Annotated in this window: 16 protein-coding genes and 1 tRNA gene; 9 read left to right on the top strand and 8 right to left on the bottom strand. The window is 58.8% G+C overall.

Annotated features, from left to right (window positions below):
* Positions 1 to 181 precede the first annotated feature (181 nt).
* Positions 182 to 255: transfer RNA gene (locus BLR34_RS01200), tRNA-Lys, on the bottom strand.
* 208 nt (positions 256 to 463) lie between these two features.
* Here BLR34_RS01200 and BLR34_RS01195 point away from each other — a divergent pair.
* Entirely contained in the window at positions 464 to 1,198 is a 735-nt protein-coding gene (locus BLR34_RS01195; protein ID WP_176765196.1) for a mechanosensitive ion channel family protein, read from the top strand.
* Positions 1,199 to 1,329: 131 nt separating this feature from the next.
* A complete protein-coding gene (locus BLR34_RS01190) occupies positions 1,330 to 2,784 on the top strand; it encodes a DHH family phosphoesterase (protein WP_092698592.1) in 1,455 nt (484 codons plus the stop codon).
* Here BLR34_RS01190 and BLR34_RS01185 read toward each other — a convergent pair whose 3' ends face one another.
* From BLR34_RS01185 to BLR34_RS01165, 5 genes are all read right to left on the bottom strand, one after another.
* Positions 2,785 to 3,093, bottom strand: coding sequence for a PRC-barrel domain-containing protein (locus BLR34_RS01185; RefSeq protein WP_092698590.1), 309 nt, complete (start codon positions 3,091 to 3,093; stop codon positions 2,785 to 2,787). It lies immediately after the preceding gene.
* Between the two features lie 64 nt (positions 3,094 to 3,157).
* Complete coding sequence (locus tag BLR34_RS01180) at positions 3,158 to 3,715, bottom strand: hypothetical protein (RefSeq protein ID WP_092698588.1); 558 nt, start codon at positions 3,713 to 3,715, stop codon at positions 3,158 to 3,160.
* An 80-nt stretch (positions 3,716 to 3,795) separates the two neighbouring features.
* Positions 3,796 to 4,971 carry an ABC transporter permease gene (locus tag BLR34_RS01175; RefSeq protein ID WP_092698586.1) on the bottom strand — a complete coding sequence of 392 codons (1,176 nt, stop codon included), beginning with the start codon at positions 4,969 to 4,971 and terminating at the stop codon, positions 3,796 to 3,798.
* Positions 4,968 to 5,744, bottom strand: a complete 777-nt coding sequence (locus tag BLR34_RS01170) for an ABC transporter ATP-binding protein (RefSeq protein ID WP_092698584.1) — start codon at positions 5,742 to 5,744, stop codon at positions 4,968 to 4,970. Before BLR34_RS01170 ends, BLR34_RS01175 begins: the two co-directional genes overlap by 4 nt.
* Positions 5,745 to 5,746: 2 nt before the next feature.
* On the bottom strand, positions 5,747 to 7,690 hold the full coding sequence (locus tag BLR34_RS01165) for a COG1361 family protein (protein WP_092698582.1): 1,944 nt from the start codon (positions 7,688 to 7,690) through the stop codon (positions 5,747 to 5,749).
* A 102-nt stretch (positions 7,691 to 7,792) separates the two neighbouring features.
* Here BLR34_RS01165 and BLR34_RS01160 point away from each other — a divergent pair, with 102 nt between their 5' ends.
* From BLR34_RS01160 to BLR34_RS01140, 5 genes are all read left to right on the top strand, one after another.
* On the top strand, positions 7,793 to 8,452 hold the full coding sequence (locus BLR34_RS01160) for a metal-dependent hydrolase (protein ID WP_245683163.1): 660 nt from the start codon (positions 7,793 to 7,795) through the stop codon (positions 8,450 to 8,452).
* 45 nt (positions 8,453 to 8,497) lie between these two features.
* Complete coding sequence (locus tag BLR34_RS01155; RefSeq protein ID WP_092698580.1) at positions 8,498 to 9,070, top strand: peroxidase-related enzyme; 573 nt, start codon at positions 8,498 to 8,500, stop codon at positions 9,068 to 9,070.
* Positions 9,071 to 9,385: 315 nt separating this feature from the next.
* Positions 9,386 to 11,332, top strand: a complete 1,947-nt coding sequence (locus BLR34_RS01150; protein WP_092698578.1) for an ABC transporter ATP-binding protein — start codon at positions 9,386 to 9,388, stop codon at positions 11,330 to 11,332.
* 71 nt (positions 11,333 to 11,403) lie between these two features.
* Positions 11,404 to 12,159, top strand: coding sequence for a coenzyme F420-0:L-glutamate ligase (locus BLR34_RS01145; protein WP_092698576.1), 756 nt, complete (start codon positions 11,404 to 11,406; stop codon positions 12,157 to 12,159).
* Positions 12,146 to 13,144, top strand: a complete 999-nt coding sequence (locus BLR34_RS01140; protein ID WP_092698574.1) for a 5,10-methylenetetrahydromethanopterin reductase — start codon at positions 12,146 to 12,148, stop codon at positions 13,142 to 13,144. Before BLR34_RS01145 ends, BLR34_RS01140 begins: the two co-directional genes overlap by 14 nt.
* Here BLR34_RS01140 and BLR34_RS01135 read toward each other — a convergent pair.
* Entirely contained in the window at positions 13,110 to 13,316 is a 207-nt protein-coding gene (locus BLR34_RS01135) for a DUF8024 family protein (protein ID WP_092698572.1), read from the bottom strand. The genes BLR34_RS01140 and BLR34_RS01135 overlap by 35 nt on opposite strands.
* Before the next feature lie 90 nt (positions 13,317 to 13,406).
* Here BLR34_RS01135 and BLR34_RS01130 point away from each other — a divergent pair, with 90 nt between their 5' ends.
* Both BLR34_RS01130 and BLR34_RS01125 read left to right on the top strand, forming a co-directional pair.
* Positions 13,407 to 13,643 (top strand): DUF7573 domain-containing protein, encoded by a 237-nt coding sequence (locus BLR34_RS01130; protein WP_092698570.1) that lies wholly within the window; start codon positions 13,407 to 13,409, stop codon positions 13,641 to 13,643.
* A 98-nt stretch (positions 13,644 to 13,741) separates the two neighbouring features.
* Complete coding sequence (locus tag BLR34_RS01125) at positions 13,742 to 14,995, top strand: hypothetical protein (RefSeq protein ID WP_092698569.1); 1,254 nt, start codon at positions 13,742 to 13,744, stop codon at positions 14,993 to 14,995.
* A gap of 184 nt (positions 14,996 to 15,179) precedes the next feature.
* Here the strand turns inward: BLR34_RS01125 and BLR34_RS01120 are convergent, their stop codons facing one another.
* Positions 15,180 to 16,880: a PKD domain-containing protein gene (locus BLR34_RS01120; protein ID WP_281240899.1), complete on the bottom strand. Its 1,701-nt coding sequence runs from the start codon at positions 16,878 to 16,880 to the stop codon at positions 15,180 to 15,182.
* Positions 16,881 to 16,960 lie beyond the last annotated feature (80 nt).

The raw sequence follows: 16,960 nt of genomic DNA, 5'->3' as shown, positions 1-16,960 counted from the left end.
CGTGCGGAGATGTCAGACCCCTCCTCAGACGGTAGGAGACGAGTCTACAAAAGTGCCCGAGTCCGCAGTCAGCAAGACCGCTCTCTGGGCACCGAACGCTTGGAGCCAGAGCTGAGATAAGACAGATTGAGACGTGCCGGAGATTCGTTCGACTGTCCGCACGGTTCAGCAGGTTACTGTACGGGCCGGGCGCGATTTGAACACGCGACCGACGGATTAAGAGTCCGTCGCTCTGCCAAACTGAGCTACCGGCCCAGACAACCAGTAGTTATGGTACGTGATTAATATACGTTTCTTTCCCGGGACAGGTACCGTATATATTCTGACCATTCTTCGAAATATTTATTGTAGGCGGCCTCGCCTCAGTTGATGCATGTTCATTGGTGGCATGTTTGGGGAAGAGAGGGGAATCATCTCACCGTCAACTATCGAAACGGTAGCACTGCAATCAGGTGATAAGAGTGTGGGCGACACGCTCAGTGATACTATCGACGAATCACTGAAAGAACTGATTACGTACCTGCCGGAATTGATTGTGGCGGTGGTCTTTCTCGGCGTCGGGTATGTGATTGGGACACGGCTCGGTCCGTTCGTCACGAGACTGGTAGACCGACTCGGCATCGACAACACGCTACAGGGAACGTGGGTCGGCAAAACGATTCAGGAGCCACGGAGCGATGGCGGTGTGAATCCAAGCGAGTCGTCACCGAATCAGGCGGCTCCACGGCAACCACCGGCTCCACGGTACGGGCCGATTGCCAACGCAACAGGGACCGCCGTCAAGTACTACGTCATCCTGTTTGCGGCGTTTCTGGCGGCCGACCGACTCGGGATTCCGGAGCTCAGCCAGTGGATTGAAGGGTTTATCAACTACGCGCCGGACTTTGTCGCCGGCGCGGCAGTCATCATCATCGGGCTGGTGTTTGCCGATTATGCCGGACGACAGACCGGAAACGCAGAACTGACAGAGCGAAGTGAGTACGGCATCTGGATTACCAGCCTGGTACGGGGTATCTTGTCGGCGATTGTGCTGATTATCGGGCTGGAGATGCTCGGCTTCGAGATAGAGATTGTGTATATCATCGCTGAGGGTATCGCGTCGACGATTGGTGTCGGACTCACGTTCGCTATCGCAGTGACACTCGGCGTGGCTGGTGGTCTCGCAGCCAAGGACTACTACGAGGAGAACATGGCCTAACGGGCGCGACCGTCTCATATCATAGCTGACAGTATCACACGCCAAGACGAGTTGTAGCGGCCATACCTGTTGACCTGCCTGTCGAATCTGCCTCGTAAGTTACATGAGTCTGCTGAGCCAGATATACAATAATGAGTACAGGAACCGGCCTCACGATGGCCTCAATGTCCACCTACGCAATTTTGGGATGTGGGAGCGTCGGGCACGTCGTCGCCGACGAACTCGTCGCCGAGGGGAAAGACCTCCTCATCATCGACCACGACGAGGGGCGCGTCGAGGCTCTGCGCGACCAAGACCTCGATGCGCGCCAGGGAGAGATTCAAAGCGAGGACGTGGCGGCCGAAATCGCCGACCGCGATGTCGTTCTGATTCTCTCTTCGGATGTCGAAGCGAACGTCGCGGCCATCAGGAATATCCGTGAGAGGGGAGACGAGAAGTTCATCATCGCGCGTGCCTCTGACCCAGTCTCCGGTGACGAGTTGACAGACGCAGGCGCAGATGTCGTCATCAATCCTTCGACAGTCATCGCAGACTCGGCACTGCGAGCGCTCGAAAGCGGCGAACTGGAGTACAGAGCCCGTCAGCTTACCGAGGTCATCGACGACACGGACAACCAGATGGCGATACGTATCCACCGGAGTCCAGACCCGGACTCGATTGCCAGCGCGGCCGCGCTAAAAACTATCGCCGAGAGCCGCGATATCGACGCGGACATCATCTACGACGGCGAGATCGGTCACCAGGAGAACCGCGCATTCGTCAATCTCCTGGGCATCGAACTCGTCGCCGTCGAGGACACCGACGGGGACGATTACGACACCATCGCGCTCGTCGACCACGCCAAGGCCGGCGAGCCAGAGGAAGAAGCCGGGGCAGACATCATTATCGACCACTACGAGCACGACCACGACCACGAGTCGACGTTCACCGATATTCGCCCGAACGTTTCCTCGACATCGACGGTTCTCACGAAGTACATACAGGAACTCGATCTCACACTCGACCAGGCCGTCGCGACTGCGTTGTTGTACGGCATCCGCGCGGAGACGCTCGATTTCAAGCGCGATACGACGCCGGCAGACCTCACAGCAGCGGCGTATCTCTACCCCTTCGCCGACCACGACACGCTCGAACAGGTCGAATCGCCATCGATGTCCGCCGAGACGCTTGACGTGCTGGCCGAGGCGATTCGTAACCGTGAGGTCGAGGGGTCACATCTCGTCTCGAATGCGGGGTTCATCCGCGACCGAGACGCACTCTCACAGGCCGCACAACACCTGCTCAACCTCGAAGGAATCACGACGACGGCGGTGTTCGCTATCGCAGACGACGTCATCTATCTCGCGGCCCGGTCGAAAGACATCAGGATGGACATCGGGAAGGTGCTCGAAGACGCGTTCGGGGATATCGCCGACGTGGCGGGCCACTCGACGGACGCCAGCGCAGAGATACCGCTCGGCATCTTCACTGGTATCGAGGTCAGCGACGATAACCGCGAGACGTTGCTGGAGTTGACCGAGGAAGCTGTCAAGAAGAAGCTGTTCGAGGCGATGGGCGTCGAGAGCAGTAACGGAAACGGAAGCTGACTACGCTCTGACCTCGTTTTCGTCTTCGTCGTCGACTTTGGCCTGCTGGACGCGTTCGGCGAGGTCGTTTACGATGACGATGTCACCGACAGCCTGTACCCACCGATAAGGGACGATGACACCACGGGCGCTGGCGGCCTCCTGTGCGAACAACTCGTCGTTCAGTTCGTGGAGCGCGAGTCCGGTCACCTGCTGTTCGTCGAGGTCGAGACGGAGGTCTTCGATTTCCCCGAGGAAGACGCCGCTGTTCGTGTACACTTCCCGTCCGACGAGTGTCGTAATCTCCTGTGGTACGGAGTCGTTTTCCATACGTCTTCTCTCGTGGGGTAGTGTTTAAATTCTTGTGCTCGTCAAAACAGAGCGAACACGGCCGCTATGCGCCCCCGGGTGTCTGTAGAACGATTCGCCACTTGCCGTCTTCAGTGGCGACCAGAAACCGCCGTTTGTTCGTGTTCTGGAACTCCCGGGTCTCACCCTCGATTTCGAACTCCGCGTCGGTGTCATACGAGGCGTCGACGAGGGCCGTCTCCTGAGACGACAACGTCTCGATAACGCTGGCGTCGAGCAGCGGCTGGTCGGTGAACTCGCTGTTTGCCAGCGCCCGCATCTGCTCGGTCGAGAGGTCTCTGGTGCGAGTGTTGATACCGTTGATATTCGTGACTTTCAGGTCGCCATTCTGGCTAAAGCTCCCGCCCGCGTTTCCTTGGCGTTGCTGTGGCGACTGGCTGTGTGTGATTTCAGACAGCCGTTCCTGTGCGCTCTCGGGGTCGCTGAACATCTTTTCCTGGAGGTTGATGTAAATCTCGACGACTCCCGCGGGGGTGTCAGCGCTGGGACCGTCACTGCCGAGTACGGGGACCGAGTCGAGGCAGCCGGCTGTGGCCGTCGTTATCGCGACACCACACCCGGCAACAAACTGGCGGCGGTTCATGCGGCGTTATAGCACATAAAATATGATACTCGTTTCGCAGTGTTTCTCGCGCTGAAAAAGCGTGACTCGGGTGTACGTCGTCAACTGCCGAGTGCGTCTGCCGGGCGCTCCCGGGATGCCTTCCAGGCCGGGACGATACCCGCGAGGATACAGATAGCGATGCCAAACGCAAACGCACCGCCCAGGTACTGGAGCGTATCTGGCTGGAAGGCCATCGGGTCACCGAGCAACACGTCGTTGATGACTGCGCCCGCACCGAGCGTGAGGCCAACACCCACAATCGCGGCGACAAGGCCCATAAACAGTGCCTCTATCAGCATGATGGCGAGAATATCGAGACGGCCGTAGCCGACCGCACGAAGCACGCCAATTTCGGTTCGTCGCTCACGGGCGCTCATGAGCTGGACGTTCGTGATGCTGATACCGGCAATCAGCAGGGAGATACTCCCTACAGCGAGCAGGAACCGGTTCGTCGACGTAAACTGCTGTTCGACAGTCTCGGCTTCCTCTTCTGTGCTCTCGATAGTGAACTGGTCCTGGTCTTGTCGGAGTGGCCCGTTCAGCTCCGCTTCGAGGTCGTTAGCGATTTCGTCGGCCTCGACGGCGTTGTCGGCGTAGATGATGACACCACGGTACGGCTGGTCACCCGGCTCGACCAAATCGAGTGGCAAGACTGCGGCACCGTTGGTCCGTTCGAGAGACGAAAATCCCTGTGGCTGCTCGATGATGGCGGTGACTCGCTGCAGTCGCCCGCCGACCGTGACCGGGTCACCGATAGAGAGTTCTTCGAACTGTGCGGTCTGTTGGTCGATGAGTGCTCCCCTGTTCCAGTCGTCTGGAATCTCACCTTCGACGACGGTGTAAGTGGATTTCGGGTTTGTGACGCCCAGGGCGTACGTCGGAATATCGATTTCGCCACCACCACCACCGCCAAAGTCCCGCTCGGACTCTCGAATCACCGTCATCTCCGTATCACCCGTAATCTCGCGAATCTCTTCGAGCCGGCGGTCGTCGAGTTCCGGGGCATCATCCTCCGAGAAAAACTGCTGTGGGGCCTCGACGCGGACCTCGTTCCCTAGGTCACCCAGGGTCGCCTGCTGGTCAGCCTCGAACGCGAGGCCGAACACGCCGAGCCCGCCGACGGCGACGACACCGATTGCCACCGTCAAAATGGCTAACACGGTCCGCGTTCTTGCCCTGAGGAGGTTCCGCCGGGCGAGGTACGTCCGTGGGAAATAGCGCCGGAGCAGGCTCACTGTTGCTCACCCCCTGCTTCGGCGTCGACCGAGTCGGCATCTCCGGCCGGTGCCATACCGCCGACATCAGCGTGTGACCCGCCGGAGTCGGGACGCATCGCGTCGGCGTCGGCCGGCTGGAGCCTCCCGTCGACCAGATTGAGGACTCTGTCGCTGAATCCGGCGACGTACTCGTCGTGTGTGACCGCGACGACGGTAACGTCATCGTCAGTACTCTCTAGCAGCGTCGAGAGCACGCGCTCGCCGGTGTCGCGGTCGAGATTACCGGTCGGCTCGTCGGCGAGAATCAGGTCTGGCTCGTTGACCATCGCACGGCCGATTGCGACGCGCTGTTTTTGCCCGCCCGAGAGTTCGTCCGGATAATGGTCGAGACGGTCGCCGAGTCCGACCGCAGCGAGAAGGTCTGCCGCCCGCTCCTCGGTCGCCGACGGGTTCGGTTCGAGCATCCGGGGCACTGCGACGTTTTCGAGCGCCGTCAGCGTCGGAATGAGGCCGTAGCTCTGGAAGACGAACCCGATTGCCTCTTTCCGGACGCTCGTGCGCTCGCGGTCGCTGTAGCTCTCGACGTCGGTTCCGTTGAGCGTGACCGTCCCAGTCGTCGGCGTATCGAGTAAGCCAAGAAGATTCAACAGCGTGGATTTGCCACTCCCGCTTGGGCCGACGATTGTGACGAACTCGCCGGCTTCGATAGCGAGGTCGACCGATTCGAGCGCCTGGACGGTATCGGCCCCGCCTGTAAACCGCTTCGTGACGTTCTCTGCTGTGATGAGCATCGCTAGCGGCGTCTGTAGACGACGGCAGCAATGAGCAAGCTGACGACGGCCACACCACCAACGAGCATCGGGAGGCCGCCGAGGGCGGACCCGCCGCCGCCGTCACCGCCACCGTCGGCACCCGCGTCGAACTCGGGAAGTGAACCGCCTGTCTGTCCGCCCGCGGTATCACCCTGTTGGCCACCATCAGTTGACTGACCACCGCCAGCGGACTGGCCGCCGTCGTAATCGATTTCGAGAATGGAGCTGTACTGCGTTCCCTGGAAGGTGTAACTCACCTCAACTGGAATCGTCTCACGCGGCCCAGTCACCTCGGCTGTAATCGGTTCCATCGGCGTGAACTGGCCACTCTCTATCAGCCCCGCGAAGAACTCCCCAGAGCTTCCGGGCGCGATACCCTCTACGTCAGGAATCCGAACTGTGACGCCGGTTACCGGGTTTCCGCGTGTGTTCGCCACTTCACCGCTGATGCTGACAGAGCCGCTTCCAGAGACACTGACGCTGCTCAGTTGGACCGGCGGAACGCTCCGAGGACCCGTGTACGGCACCTCGACAGTCGTCGTCCGTTCGACGCCGCCTGTCCGGTACTGTATCGACAGGGGTATGTCGTCTCGGTCGTCCGCCAGCGATGCCGTGAGTTCGAACGAGCCGGTACTGTCTCCGTCGAGAGCGCTGATGTACGCCTGGGGGTCCGGGCGTGCAGGGTCGATACCTGACGCGTTCGCGGCCGTTATCTGCACGTCCCGAACGCTGAGATTTCCGGCCGTGAACAACGACCCGTTGACTCGGACGCCGTTGGGTGTCGCGCTCACGCTCGCCTCAGCGAGGTCGATTTCGGCCGAGCCGGTCGGTTCGCGAAACTCTGCCGTGACCGGCCGCGTTATCTCTCGGTACGCTCCGTCGGGCGTCTGGAACCCAAGCGAGAGGGTAAATTCGTAGCTCCCTGTCGCCCCGCCACGAACCGCGAAATCGAGGTCGCGCGTCTCAGAGGGTTCGATGGTCGTCACCGCGGCGCTGGCATCTGCGAGTTGGAGGTCGGAATCAGACGGTGCCGAGAGCGATGCTTCGACGCGGTTGAGAGAGTCGTTGTTTGGATTTCCGACAGCGAGTGAGAGCGTCCGCTCGGAACCGCTGACCGCCCGCTCTGCGGTCAGGTCGACGACAGGCTCTACGGAGCCGGTCGGTTCGAGGAACTCTGCGGTGACCCGTCGTGTTACCTCCCAGTACTCGCCGTCGGGCGTCTCGAACTGCAGTGACAGCAGAAACTCGTTGGTTCCAGTCGACCCGCCCCGAACGAGGAACTCGAGGTCCTCTGTCTCGGACGGCTCGATTGTCGCTGCCGTGTCGGCCCCGTCGACGACCCTGATGTCTGCGTTCGCAGGGGCCTCTACCGAGGCACTCACTCGATTGATACTCCCGTTGTGGGGATTCCCAACAGCGAGTGAGAGCGTCCGCTCGGCGCCACTGACGGCTCGCTCTGCAGTCAAGTCGATGACCGGCTCTGGGTTTGTCGCAGCGATTGTAACCGACTCGTCGGCGGTAACCTCGGTCTGTTTGAGCCGATACTCGGCGGTGACGACTGCCCGAAGTTCTGTCGTTCCGGGCTCGTCAATTTGTACGTCCTCGATACGGAACGTCTCCGCTCCGCTGCTGTCGACCGTAGTGCCGAACGGGTTTTCGGTGCCGAGTGTTTCACCGTCCTCGTCTACCAGCGCGATATCCTCGATATTGTATTTTTTGTCACCGGTACTTTCGACGGTCACTGTGATGTCGACTGTCTCGTTGACCCACACCGAGTCGTCGTCGGTGCTGACAGTGACGTTAAGTTGGTCCTCCGGGCTCTCTGTGGCACTGGCAGGCGCGATGCCAGCCAGCGAGAGGGCACCGGCGGTACAGAGGACCACGAGCAAAAGGCCCAGAAGTTGCGGGCGTTGTGGGCGGGACATGGTACGCGATAGTTTATGGCCCATCAAAAACCCGGTCGCGGCGTTTCTCTGCCGGAAACACCCGGCCGGAAGATTCATTCCGAACCCCGACAACGTGTGGCCATGCCGTCGACTATCGTCCACATGGCGTTTGCTGGCCTGGTGGCGACGGGTCTCCTCGGCAGGTATTTCGACAGACGGTCACTGCTGGTCGTACTGGGGGCAGTCGCGCTCATCGACTTCGATTCGTTCATCCCGCTAGTGACAGGATTCGGCCACCGGGCAATCTTTCACAATCTGCTGGTTCCGATTGTCGGTCTGGGAGTCGTCGTCGCCGACCTGGGGCTGCGTCAGAAGTCGTACATTCTCGGCCGCTGGGGCTCGTGGGGGGTGCGGGTAGCCTGGGTGATGCTGTTTTGTTATGCTGTCACGGGCGTTTTGCTCGATATGACCGACGGTGTCGTCAATCTCCTGTGGCCCCTTCACGACCAGTTTTATACGCTAGAGGGGAAAATCGAACTCTCGGACCAGCGCGGACTCGTCCAGACGTTCATCGAGTGGGGAAGCGGCGACGGCGCTCCGACCCCCGAAGCCGTTGGCAGCACAGACGAAGTCGATATCACCACCGGCGTCGACCCTGGCGAGCCAAGTGACCCCGACGAAGACCCCGAGCGCGTCTTTCCCGTCATCGGTGCGACCTGGGAGTTACTCCTGTTTGTCACAGGAACGTTCGTCACGGCAATGCGCTGTGTCTTGGATGGCGGGTCAGACACTGAAAGATAGCGGTCGACAGGAACGATTATTGTGCAGGCGACCGGTGGTGAGGCCATGTCAGAGCCAGCAATGACCCGGTTCCCGGTGCCAGACATCGACGACCTTCCCGAAGAGTTACAAGAGCGTATCGACAACGAACGCGAGCGAGCAGGGTTCGTTCCGAACGTGTTCGTTGCCTACGGATACAAGCCGAAACAGGCCCGGGCATTCTTCGATTACTACGACGCAATCGTCGATGACTCGCCGTTGTCACGAGAGGAAATCGAGATGATTATCGTCGCCGTCAGCGGGGCAAACGACTGCCTGTACTGTGTGGTTGCTCACGGCGCACTCGCCCGCATCTACGGCGAGGACCCACACCTCGCCGAGCAGCTGGCAACGAACCACCGCACGGCGAATATCAGCGACCAGCACAAGGCGATGTGTGACGTGGCGGTCAAACTCACAGAACAGCCAACGGCAGTCGGCGACGACGATATCGAACGGCTCCGCGAGTACGGGTTCTCGATGGAGGAGGTCTGGGACATCGCCAGCCTAACTTCGCTGTTTAACCTCTCGAATCGGATGGCTCATTTCGCCGACTGGCGACCAAACGAGGAGTTCTACGAGATGGGCCGCGGCCAGTAAGCTGGCTGCCAGCACCTGCTGTTGTTTCGGTGTGTCACTGCGCGTCGGCCGTGTGTACACAGTCGATACTAACGGATATTACAGAAATTAATTTATGCTATATCTATTATCTAAACGTGTGAGAGAGACACGAAATCACGTGCCGCTGTGGAGAGACGGATAGAAAAGACGATACGGACGGAATATGAAAGCGATTATAGAATTTCGTGCTGCATTCTCAGACACAATCATCATAATTTTGTACAAATTATATCTTTGATAGTACGTACCACGGCTCGGAAAGTCTTTTAAACATGAAGCAACTCACACGTGATAATGAGTGGCGTAGACTGGGACGAAGACGACCCCTTCGAAGAACAACGGGAAAACATCGAGAATCCCATGAAGCGGCTGTTCCGTGACTACGGAGCGCCGTACTGGTGGGCCGGATTGACCGGTATTTTCGCCTCGGTGTTTGCCCGTATCCTCGACCTGTTGCCGCCGTTGTTTCTCGCGGTTGCTATCGACGCAATCTTTACCGAGGAAGCGAGCTACGCGGAAGCGTTGCCTCTAGGCGGTAACATACTGGAACCGTATATCCCAGCCAAACCGGTAGACCAGTTCTGGTTTACTATCGGCCTGCTCGTGGCGATTTTCATCCTGGCGGCCGTCTTCCACTGGATACGGAACTGGGGATTCAACTATTTCGCACAGCACATCCAACACGACGTGCGGACCGACACCTACGACAAGATGCAGGCGCTGAACATGGACTTTTTCGCCGACAAACAGACCGGCGAGATGATGTCCATCCTCTCGAACGACGCCAACCGGCTGGAGCGATTCCTCAACGACGGGATGAACTCCTTTTTCCGCCTGTCTGTGATGGTTGTCGGCATCGCCGTGCTCCTGTTTGCCTACAACTGGCAGCTTGCACTCGTGACGATGGCACCGGTCCCGCTGATTGCCATCTTCACGTTCATCTTCATCAAGCTCATCCAGCCAAAGTACGCCGAGGTCCGCTCGATGGTCGGCAAGCTCAACAGTCGCCTGGAGAACAACCTCGGCGGTATCAAGGTAATCAAATCGAGTGTCACTGAAGCCTACGAGTCTGACCGCGTCGACGATGTCTCCGACGACTATCTGGACGCAAACTGGGGAGCGATTAACATCCGCATCAAGTTCTTCCCGGGGCTGCAGTTGCTCTCTGGACTCGGCTTCGTCCTGACGTTCCTCGTCGGGGGACTGTGGGTGCTCGAAGGGCCGCCCGGGCCGTTCTCGGGCGAGTTGCGGGCCGGGACGTTCGTCGCCTTCATCCTCTACAGCCAGCGGTTCATCTGGCCGATGGCGCAGTTCGGACAGATTATCAACATGTACCAGCGCGCTCGTGCGTCCTCCGCTCGCATCTTCGGACTGATGGACGAGCCCGACCGTCTCGAACAGCGCGCCGGTGCCGAAGACCTCGAAGTGACCGGGGGTACCGTCGAGTACAACGACATCTCGTTCGGCTACGACGACGAAGAGACGATTGTCGACGACATCGACTTCACCGTCGAGGGCGGCGAGACGCTCGCGCTCGTCGGGCCGACCGGAGCCGGCAAGTCGACGGTTCTCAAGCTGCTGTTGCGGATGTACGACGTCGACGAGGGCGAGATTACCATCGACGGCCAGGACCTGAAAGACGTACGACTCCGGTCGATTCGGCAGTCCATCGGCTACGTGAGTCAGGACACGTTCCTCTTCTATGGGACAGTCGAGGAAAACGTCAAGTACGGCACCTTCGACGCCACCCGCGAGGAAGTCATCGAGGCCGCGAAGATGGCCGAAGCCCACGAGTTCATCAAGAACCTGCCCGAGGGATACGACACCGAGGTCGGCGAACGGGGTGTCAAGCTCTCGGGCGGCCAGCGCCAGCGCCTCTCGATTGCGCGGGCGATTCTCAAAGACCCAGAGATACTCATCCTCGACGAGGCCACCAGCGACGTCGACACAGAGACCGAGATGCTCATCCAGCGCTCGCTGGATAAGCTGACGGCAGACCGGACGACGTTTGCCATCGCTCACCGCCTCTCGACTATCAGGGACGCCGACCAGATTCTCGTCCTCGAGGGCGGCGAGATTGTCGAGCGCGGGAGCCACAGCGAGTTGCTCGAAAACGACGGGCTATACGCCCACCTCTGGGGAGTCCAGGCAGGCGAGATCGATGAGTTGCCACAGGAGTTCATCGAGCGCGCTCAGCGCCGGCAGGCCCGTGTCGAGGCTGAAAGCGACGACGACGATTAACCGGGCTGTCGACAGCGGCGGATTCCGACCCGACCAATCACCTTTTGAGAGTCGCTCCCCCAGAGAGAACCATGAACGTCTTCGCCGTGGAGGGGTTGCCCGAAATTGAGCCCGGCGACGACATTGCCGCGCTCGTTGAGGACCGGGTCGAACTCGGCACCGACGACGTCGTCTGTGTCGCGAGCACTATCGTCTCGAAAGCCGAAGGCAGGCAGGCCGACCTCGCCGACTTTCCGGCAGGTGACCGTGCCAGGGCAATCGCGGACACGATTGGTGACATCGCCGGCGAGCAGAAAGACCCGCGGTTCGCACAGGCAGTGCTCGAAGAGAGCGAGGAATTGTTGCTCGAGGCACCGTTTATGCTCGCAGTGACGCGGTTCGGTCACATCACCGTCAACGCGGGTATCGACCGGTCGAACGTTCCGGATTCGGACCTGTTATTGTTGCCAGAGGACCCCACAGCCAGCGCCCAGCGCCTGCACGACGCGCTCGATGCCCCGGTTATCGTGACCGATACCTCTGGACGGCCGTTCCGGTACGGCCAGCGCGGGGTCGCACTCGGTTGGGCCGGAATGCCCGCTGCCAGGGATTGGCGGGGACGGCTCGACCGCGACGGGCGGGAGATGGGTGTGACGGTCCAGGCTGTCGTCGATGAGCTCGCCGCGACGGCGAACCTCGTTACCGGCGAAGGAGCCGGCGGCACGCCGGTCGCTGTCATCAGCGACTGGGAGTTTGGCGATTTCGACGGGAGCGACGACCTGTTCCGGGAGCACGAGGACGATATTATCAGAGCGGCGCTCAAGGAGTGGTCGTATGCTGGGGATTGAGCTAACGCCCGAGGCGCCGGTTCCAGAGGTCGTCGAGTACGCCAAAGCTGCCACGGACAGCGGATTCGATACCGTATTTTGTAGCCACCACTACAACAACCGCGATGAGTTCGCTGCGCTGGCGGCTATCGCTGGGGCGACCGAGGAGGTAGCGATTGGGCCGGGTATCACGAACCCCTACGAGACACATCCGGTCTCGCTGGCGTCTCGGATGGCGACACTGGACGAACTCGCCGACGGTCGCGGCGTGTTCGGCGTCGGTGCTGGCGACCGCTCGACGCTCGAAAACCTCGGATTCGACCACGACAACGCGCTTCGGCGTGTTCTCGAAACGCTGCGAGTGTCTCGCCGACTCTGGGACGGCAACCGCGTCGACCACGACGGGACCTTCAACGCGACCGACGCAGGGCTGAACTACACGCCAGGCGAGATACCGGTCTACGTCGGCGCACAGGGGCCGCATATGACGCGGATGGCCGCAAAGTACGCCGACGGCGTGCTGTTCAACGGTTCACACCCCCGGGATATCGAGTGGGCGGCCGAGCGCATCGAAGAGGGGCTGGCTGAGCGCGACGAGACGACGGCAGGCGGGCCAGACCGTGTGACTGCGTTCGACTTCGCTGCGTACGCGAGTGTGAGTGTTGCTGCTGACGCTGATGCCGCCCGCGATGCGGCCCGTCCCCCGACTGCGTTCATCGCGGCCGGAGCACCGCCCCCCGTGCTTGCCCGCCACGACATCGACCAGCAGCGCGCCAGCGAGATTCAAGAAGCCATCTCTGCTGGCGAGTTTACTGCGGCCTTCGAAGCTGTCAGCGATCAGATGCTCGATGCGTTCTGTGTCGCCGGTGACCCGGACGCGGTGACGGAACGGCTGAACGAGTTGTTAGAAACAGCAGATAGCGTTGTTATCGGATCGCCAGTCGGCCCGGATATTGGCGAAGCGCTTGCCGTTATGGATGTCGAATCTCTGTCCCACTCGGCGTGACGAGGTCGAGTCCGGCTCCGAGTACCAGGTATCCAAGCGCAACGGACGGGAGAACGACAAAGAGTGCCCCGAACGCCAGCAAGAGCCCCTCGGCGGGACCCTGTGCAGCGACGTCGGCGAACTCTCCGGGCATGTCGACGATGCTATCGATAATCTTGGAAAGTGCGCTCATGTATAGGACTTTGGACTCACAGTACTTGTCCGTTCTGATGCCCGAGCGGCGACCAGCATCGATAAGATGCCGTAGTGACGAATACGTGGTATGGAAGATGCCTCACTCGACGAGTTCGGCGACAGTGACGGTGGAGAGGGTGACGATAAGGAGGGGACTGAGCAGACGGCCGCGCCAACCGAGGAGTCACCGACCAGCACCGAATCTGCCACGCCGACTTCCAGCGTAGACCCGGCAGGGACAGACTGTAAAGAGTGTGGGAGTTCGACAGAACGCCAGTGGTTCGATGGCGGGACGCTCGTCTGTCGAGATTGCAAAGACTGGTGACGCGCTATCGCTCCATCACAGGGGGATTCTGTTCGAATTAATTCAATTATACGAGGTGCGAATATTTTTATACTAGTCTTCGAGTAGTGTGCAAGTGCATGCCGAGACATGGTCGAGTGATCGTTCTAGTCGTACTAGTCGCGCTGGCTGGCTGTGCCGGACTGTCAGGAGTAACAGACGAGGACACCACGTCCGAGCCAACGCCGACGACAGACGAGACAAAGACGCCGACAGCAACAGCTACCCCGACGGCAACTCAAACGCCCACGCCGACAGCAACTCCAACCCCTTCTCCAACGCCCACTCCGACGCCAGACTACGACCCTGATGATGTTTCGCAATCAATCGAATCTCCCCGTGGAGTCACTATCACAACGTACGCCGAGAACGAGAGCATTGGAATGGTGCGTGGAAAAGGCGAGATTTACAATGAGAGTGGAAATCTTGTCCGGGAGTTCCGCTTCGATGGCAATAAGCACCACTCCACCACAGGTCTCGAACCGGGCACCAACTACACGCTCGTTATCCCCGAGGTCGGATTCCACACAATGCCAACGGTCACTACTGGTTTTGACCCCGGCCAAACCGACAATGTTGAAATATTTACAATTCCAGATTTCAACAGCACCGAGACGTTCCAGTGGCAGTGGCGACATATATCGTTTAGATTCATCGACGACGAGACACTCAAACTCAAAGAAAGCGAAATAGAAGACCTGCAGAGAAACGAGTTCCAACTTGTTGGTAACGGTACATACGATGAAGGGGATTGGACATACAGATGGAATTATAAGTGGATTTACCCGTCTGATGACCATGTACCAAGCCGAGCAGTCAATATTAGCGGCGACCTCCGTTACCGGGACTTCAATGGAAATTGGATAAAACCGACGCACGATATTGGATTTTCACAACACCCAGACCATCGTCCGTCGTTCAGACCCGTTATTGACGGTATCTTTGGGATGGATAACTTTACTTTAGAGTACGTCGGAACTCGTAGACTTAATGAGTCGACAGTGCCGGAACCCCTACGAGTGAAAAACTGGTCCGCGCCTGAGGAAATCAAGGGGGAAGAGGTGCTCGTATTTAATATCACACACTGGGGATACTCTGAGCGGATAAACGGGACGTACTATTTTGATAATGAAAGCCAAGCGCGCATTTTTGTAGACAGAGAGACGGGTCACGTACTCCGCTATCAGGCACGAGAGCGTCTGAGTGTTGGTGTGGGGTATGCGGATAAGTATATCGGTGAGAATCCGAGCATCCACGTCATCGACTTCTACAACCACGGAGACAGTGGCGTAGAAATAAATCCCAAAGACTACCCACCGTATCGAGAAGAATAATGTCGGCATAGCGTTTGAACACAGCGGATGCACGTAGAGGCTGTCCCGGTGCGTTCTCGATTGTAGCCGGTCTTCCACAAGAGTACGTGTTGGAGGTGACGCCACGTTACTAGCTTCAATGTCCATGGAATGGGGAACGAAGAAGTGAGAGACAGTTAAGAAGGAGTAGATGAGTAAGAACCGACTACGTCGGTCCGATGCGCCCGAGTCCATTATCAGGGTCAGGAGTCGGCTCTAGCTCCAACCCTGGTTCGCGGACAGACCCAATAGTTTCTGGTCCAACGTAGCCAACATTGTTTGTTGGATTATTATCCGGTTGTGTCATACCACCTGTACTCGGCTCAGCAGGGTCAGCCTCGGTTGTCGACTGCGAGTCTGTATCAGAGTGCGTGGTATCGGGCGGACCGACTGCACCTGCCGGAATGTCTATCTGGTTATCAGACTCGTCAGAGATAGCATCGTTGCTCGTTCCTGAAGTATCATATTTCGTTATACTTTGTCTACCGTCGTGGCCGCTGGAACCTACGTCATTGTTATCGTTATTATTTTTTGGTCTCGGTACTTCCGCGGCGTCTTCGAGTGTTTCGCCCTCATTTGCTTCGACTCGGCTGTGGTCGGGCGAAGAAACATCATCATTAAGTGTAAGTTTGATAGTCCCTTCCTCTACGTTTGACACACTGGCTGGAATTTTACCGTCATCACGAATGTCAAACTCTCGTCCGTCTGGCGTTACAAGCATCGCGTCGTGTTTTCCAGGGTCAATATCAACGGATTCAATATGTTCAGGCCAGTCGTCGGGTGGCTTGAATTGCATATCAACAGTGAGCCCTTTTGTAGTCTTCCTTATTTTTGCACTAAGCTGTCCCTTGTCTATCAGTAGGTCTTCGGTAGACTTGCCGGTACCAGAACCAGGGGGGCTGATTTCCCCACCGTCAGGGATACTGTCAGCGTTTCCGGCGTCACTGCCCGCCCCATTCACAGTTACATACCGGGTTTCGCTCTCGTTAGCAGAGTGAACCCCGAATTCGTATGTCCCCTCGTCGCTCTCGGCGGCTTGCCAGGCAAATCGGAGCGTCTGTCTCGCACCGGAGCCAAGAGAGACAGTGGTATCATCGACACCGGTTCCGTTGCGAGTGAGTGACATCGACTGCGTAGCCTGCGCTTTACCCGTGTTCTCGACACTCGCTGTGACGACGAGCGTGTCTCCCGTCTGGACAGTGTTGTTGATATCTGTGATGCTCACTGCCAGATAGGGCTCTGGCGGGACGACGCGGACAGTAGCGCCATCGCTTGCCTGATACCCCTTGTCGTCGACGACAGTCGCATTAATCTCGTGGATGCCCGGCTCGGCGAAACTTATATTCACCTGATGAGTGGCTGACCAGTCAGCCGACAGAGTCGCGCTCGTGTGGTGATCTCCATTGTGGTGCCAGAGAACCGACGACATCGGTTCCGCTGAGGCGGTGACAGACATCGAAACCGTCCGCCGTTCGCCGACAGTAACTGTCGACGGCCCATTTACCGTTACTTCGGGTGGGTCGTACGGTTCGGCGGTCACGTACAACGTGTCCGTATCGCTGCGCCCCTCGTCATCGGTCACAGTAACAGAGACTGTGTACTTGCCGGAATCGTTCGTGGCAAACGAGGTTTTGGCACACGTCGAACACTCCGGTTCGATTGTCGTTCCGCTGGGTGCCTCGATCTCCCATTCGTACGACTGAATATCCCCGTCTGGAGCAGTCGAGCCGCCAGCGTCGAGATAGACCGTATCTCCCGCCGTCACAGTCTGGTCGAGTCCCGCGTCGGCTAACGGCCCCTCCGTCGCCGTCACGGCCCCAACACCCACGCCAAGATATACGACAAGTGCGATACCTACCCCTACCATCACGACCGTATCGGTGCCCGTTGGAAGTCGCATCGGTACGAGCCACTGCCACGTGATACTATAAAAGTATGCTGTTGTAT

Source organism: Halovenus aranensis (assembly GCF_900100385.1).
GTDB classification, from domain to species: domain Archaea; phylum Halobacteriota; class Halobacteria; order Halobacteriales; family Haloarculaceae; genus Halovenus; species Halovenus aranensis.
The sequence above is the reverse complement of the archived record's forward strand: the minus strand, read 5'-3'. Positions and strand labels throughout refer to the sequence as shown.

Excerpts from the sequence above, each read along its gene's own strand:
- BLR34_RS01165 (WP_092698582.1), bottom strand. The coding sequence starts at position 7,690 with ATGTCCCGCCCACAACGCCCGCAACTTCTGGGCCTTTTGCTCGTGGTC.
- BLR34_RS01140 (WP_092698574.1), top strand. The coding sequence starts at position 12,146 with ATGCTGGGGATTGAGCTAACGCCCGAGGCGCCGGTTCCAGAGGTCGTC.
- BLR34_RS01145 (WP_092698576.1), top strand. The coding sequence starts at position 11,404 with ATGAACGTCTTCGCCGTGGAGGGGTTGCCCGAAATTGAGCCCGGCGAC.
- BLR34_RS01120 (WP_281240899.1), bottom strand. The coding sequence starts at position 16,880 with ATGGTAGGGGTAGGTATCGCACTTGTCGTATATCTTGGCGTGGGTGTT.
- BLR34_RS01170 (WP_092698584.1), bottom strand. The coding sequence starts at position 5,744 with ATGCTCATCACAGCAGAGAACGTCACGAAGCGGTTTACAGGCGGGGCC.
- BLR34_RS01160 (WP_245683163.1), top strand. The coding sequence starts at position 7,793 with ATGCCGTCGACTATCGTCCACATGGCGTTTGCTGGCCTGGTGGCGACG.
- BLR34_RS01180 (WP_092698588.1), bottom strand. The coding sequence starts at position 3,715 with ATGAACCGCCGCCAGTTTGTTGCCGGGTGTGGTGTCGCGATAACGACG.
- BLR34_RS01130 (WP_092698570.1), top strand. The coding sequence starts at position 13,407 with ATGGAAGATGCCTCACTCGACGAGTTCGGCGACAGTGACGGTGGAGAG.
- BLR34_RS01185 (WP_092698590.1), bottom strand. The coding sequence starts at position 3,093 with ATGGAAAACGACTCCGTACCACAGGAGATTACGACACTCGTCGGACGG.
- BLR34_RS01155 (WP_092698580.1), top strand. The coding sequence starts at position 8,498 with ATGTCAGAGCCAGCAATGACCCGGTTCCCGGTGCCAGACATCGACGAC.
- BLR34_RS01135 (WP_092698572.1), bottom strand. The coding sequence starts at position 13,316 with ATGAGCGCACTTTCCAAGATTATCGATAGCATCGTCGACATGCCCGGA.
- BLR34_RS01190 (WP_092698592.1), top strand. The coding sequence starts at position 1,330 with ATGAGTACAGGAACCGGCCTCACGATGGCCTCAATGTCCACCTACGCA.
- BLR34_RS01150 (WP_092698578.1), top strand. The coding sequence starts at position 9,386 with ATGAGTGGCGTAGACTGGGACGAAGACGACCCCTTCGAAGAACAACGG.
- BLR34_RS01125 (WP_092698569.1), top strand. The coding sequence starts at position 13,742 with ATGCCGAGACATGGTCGAGTGATCGTTCTAGTCGTACTAGTCGCGCTG.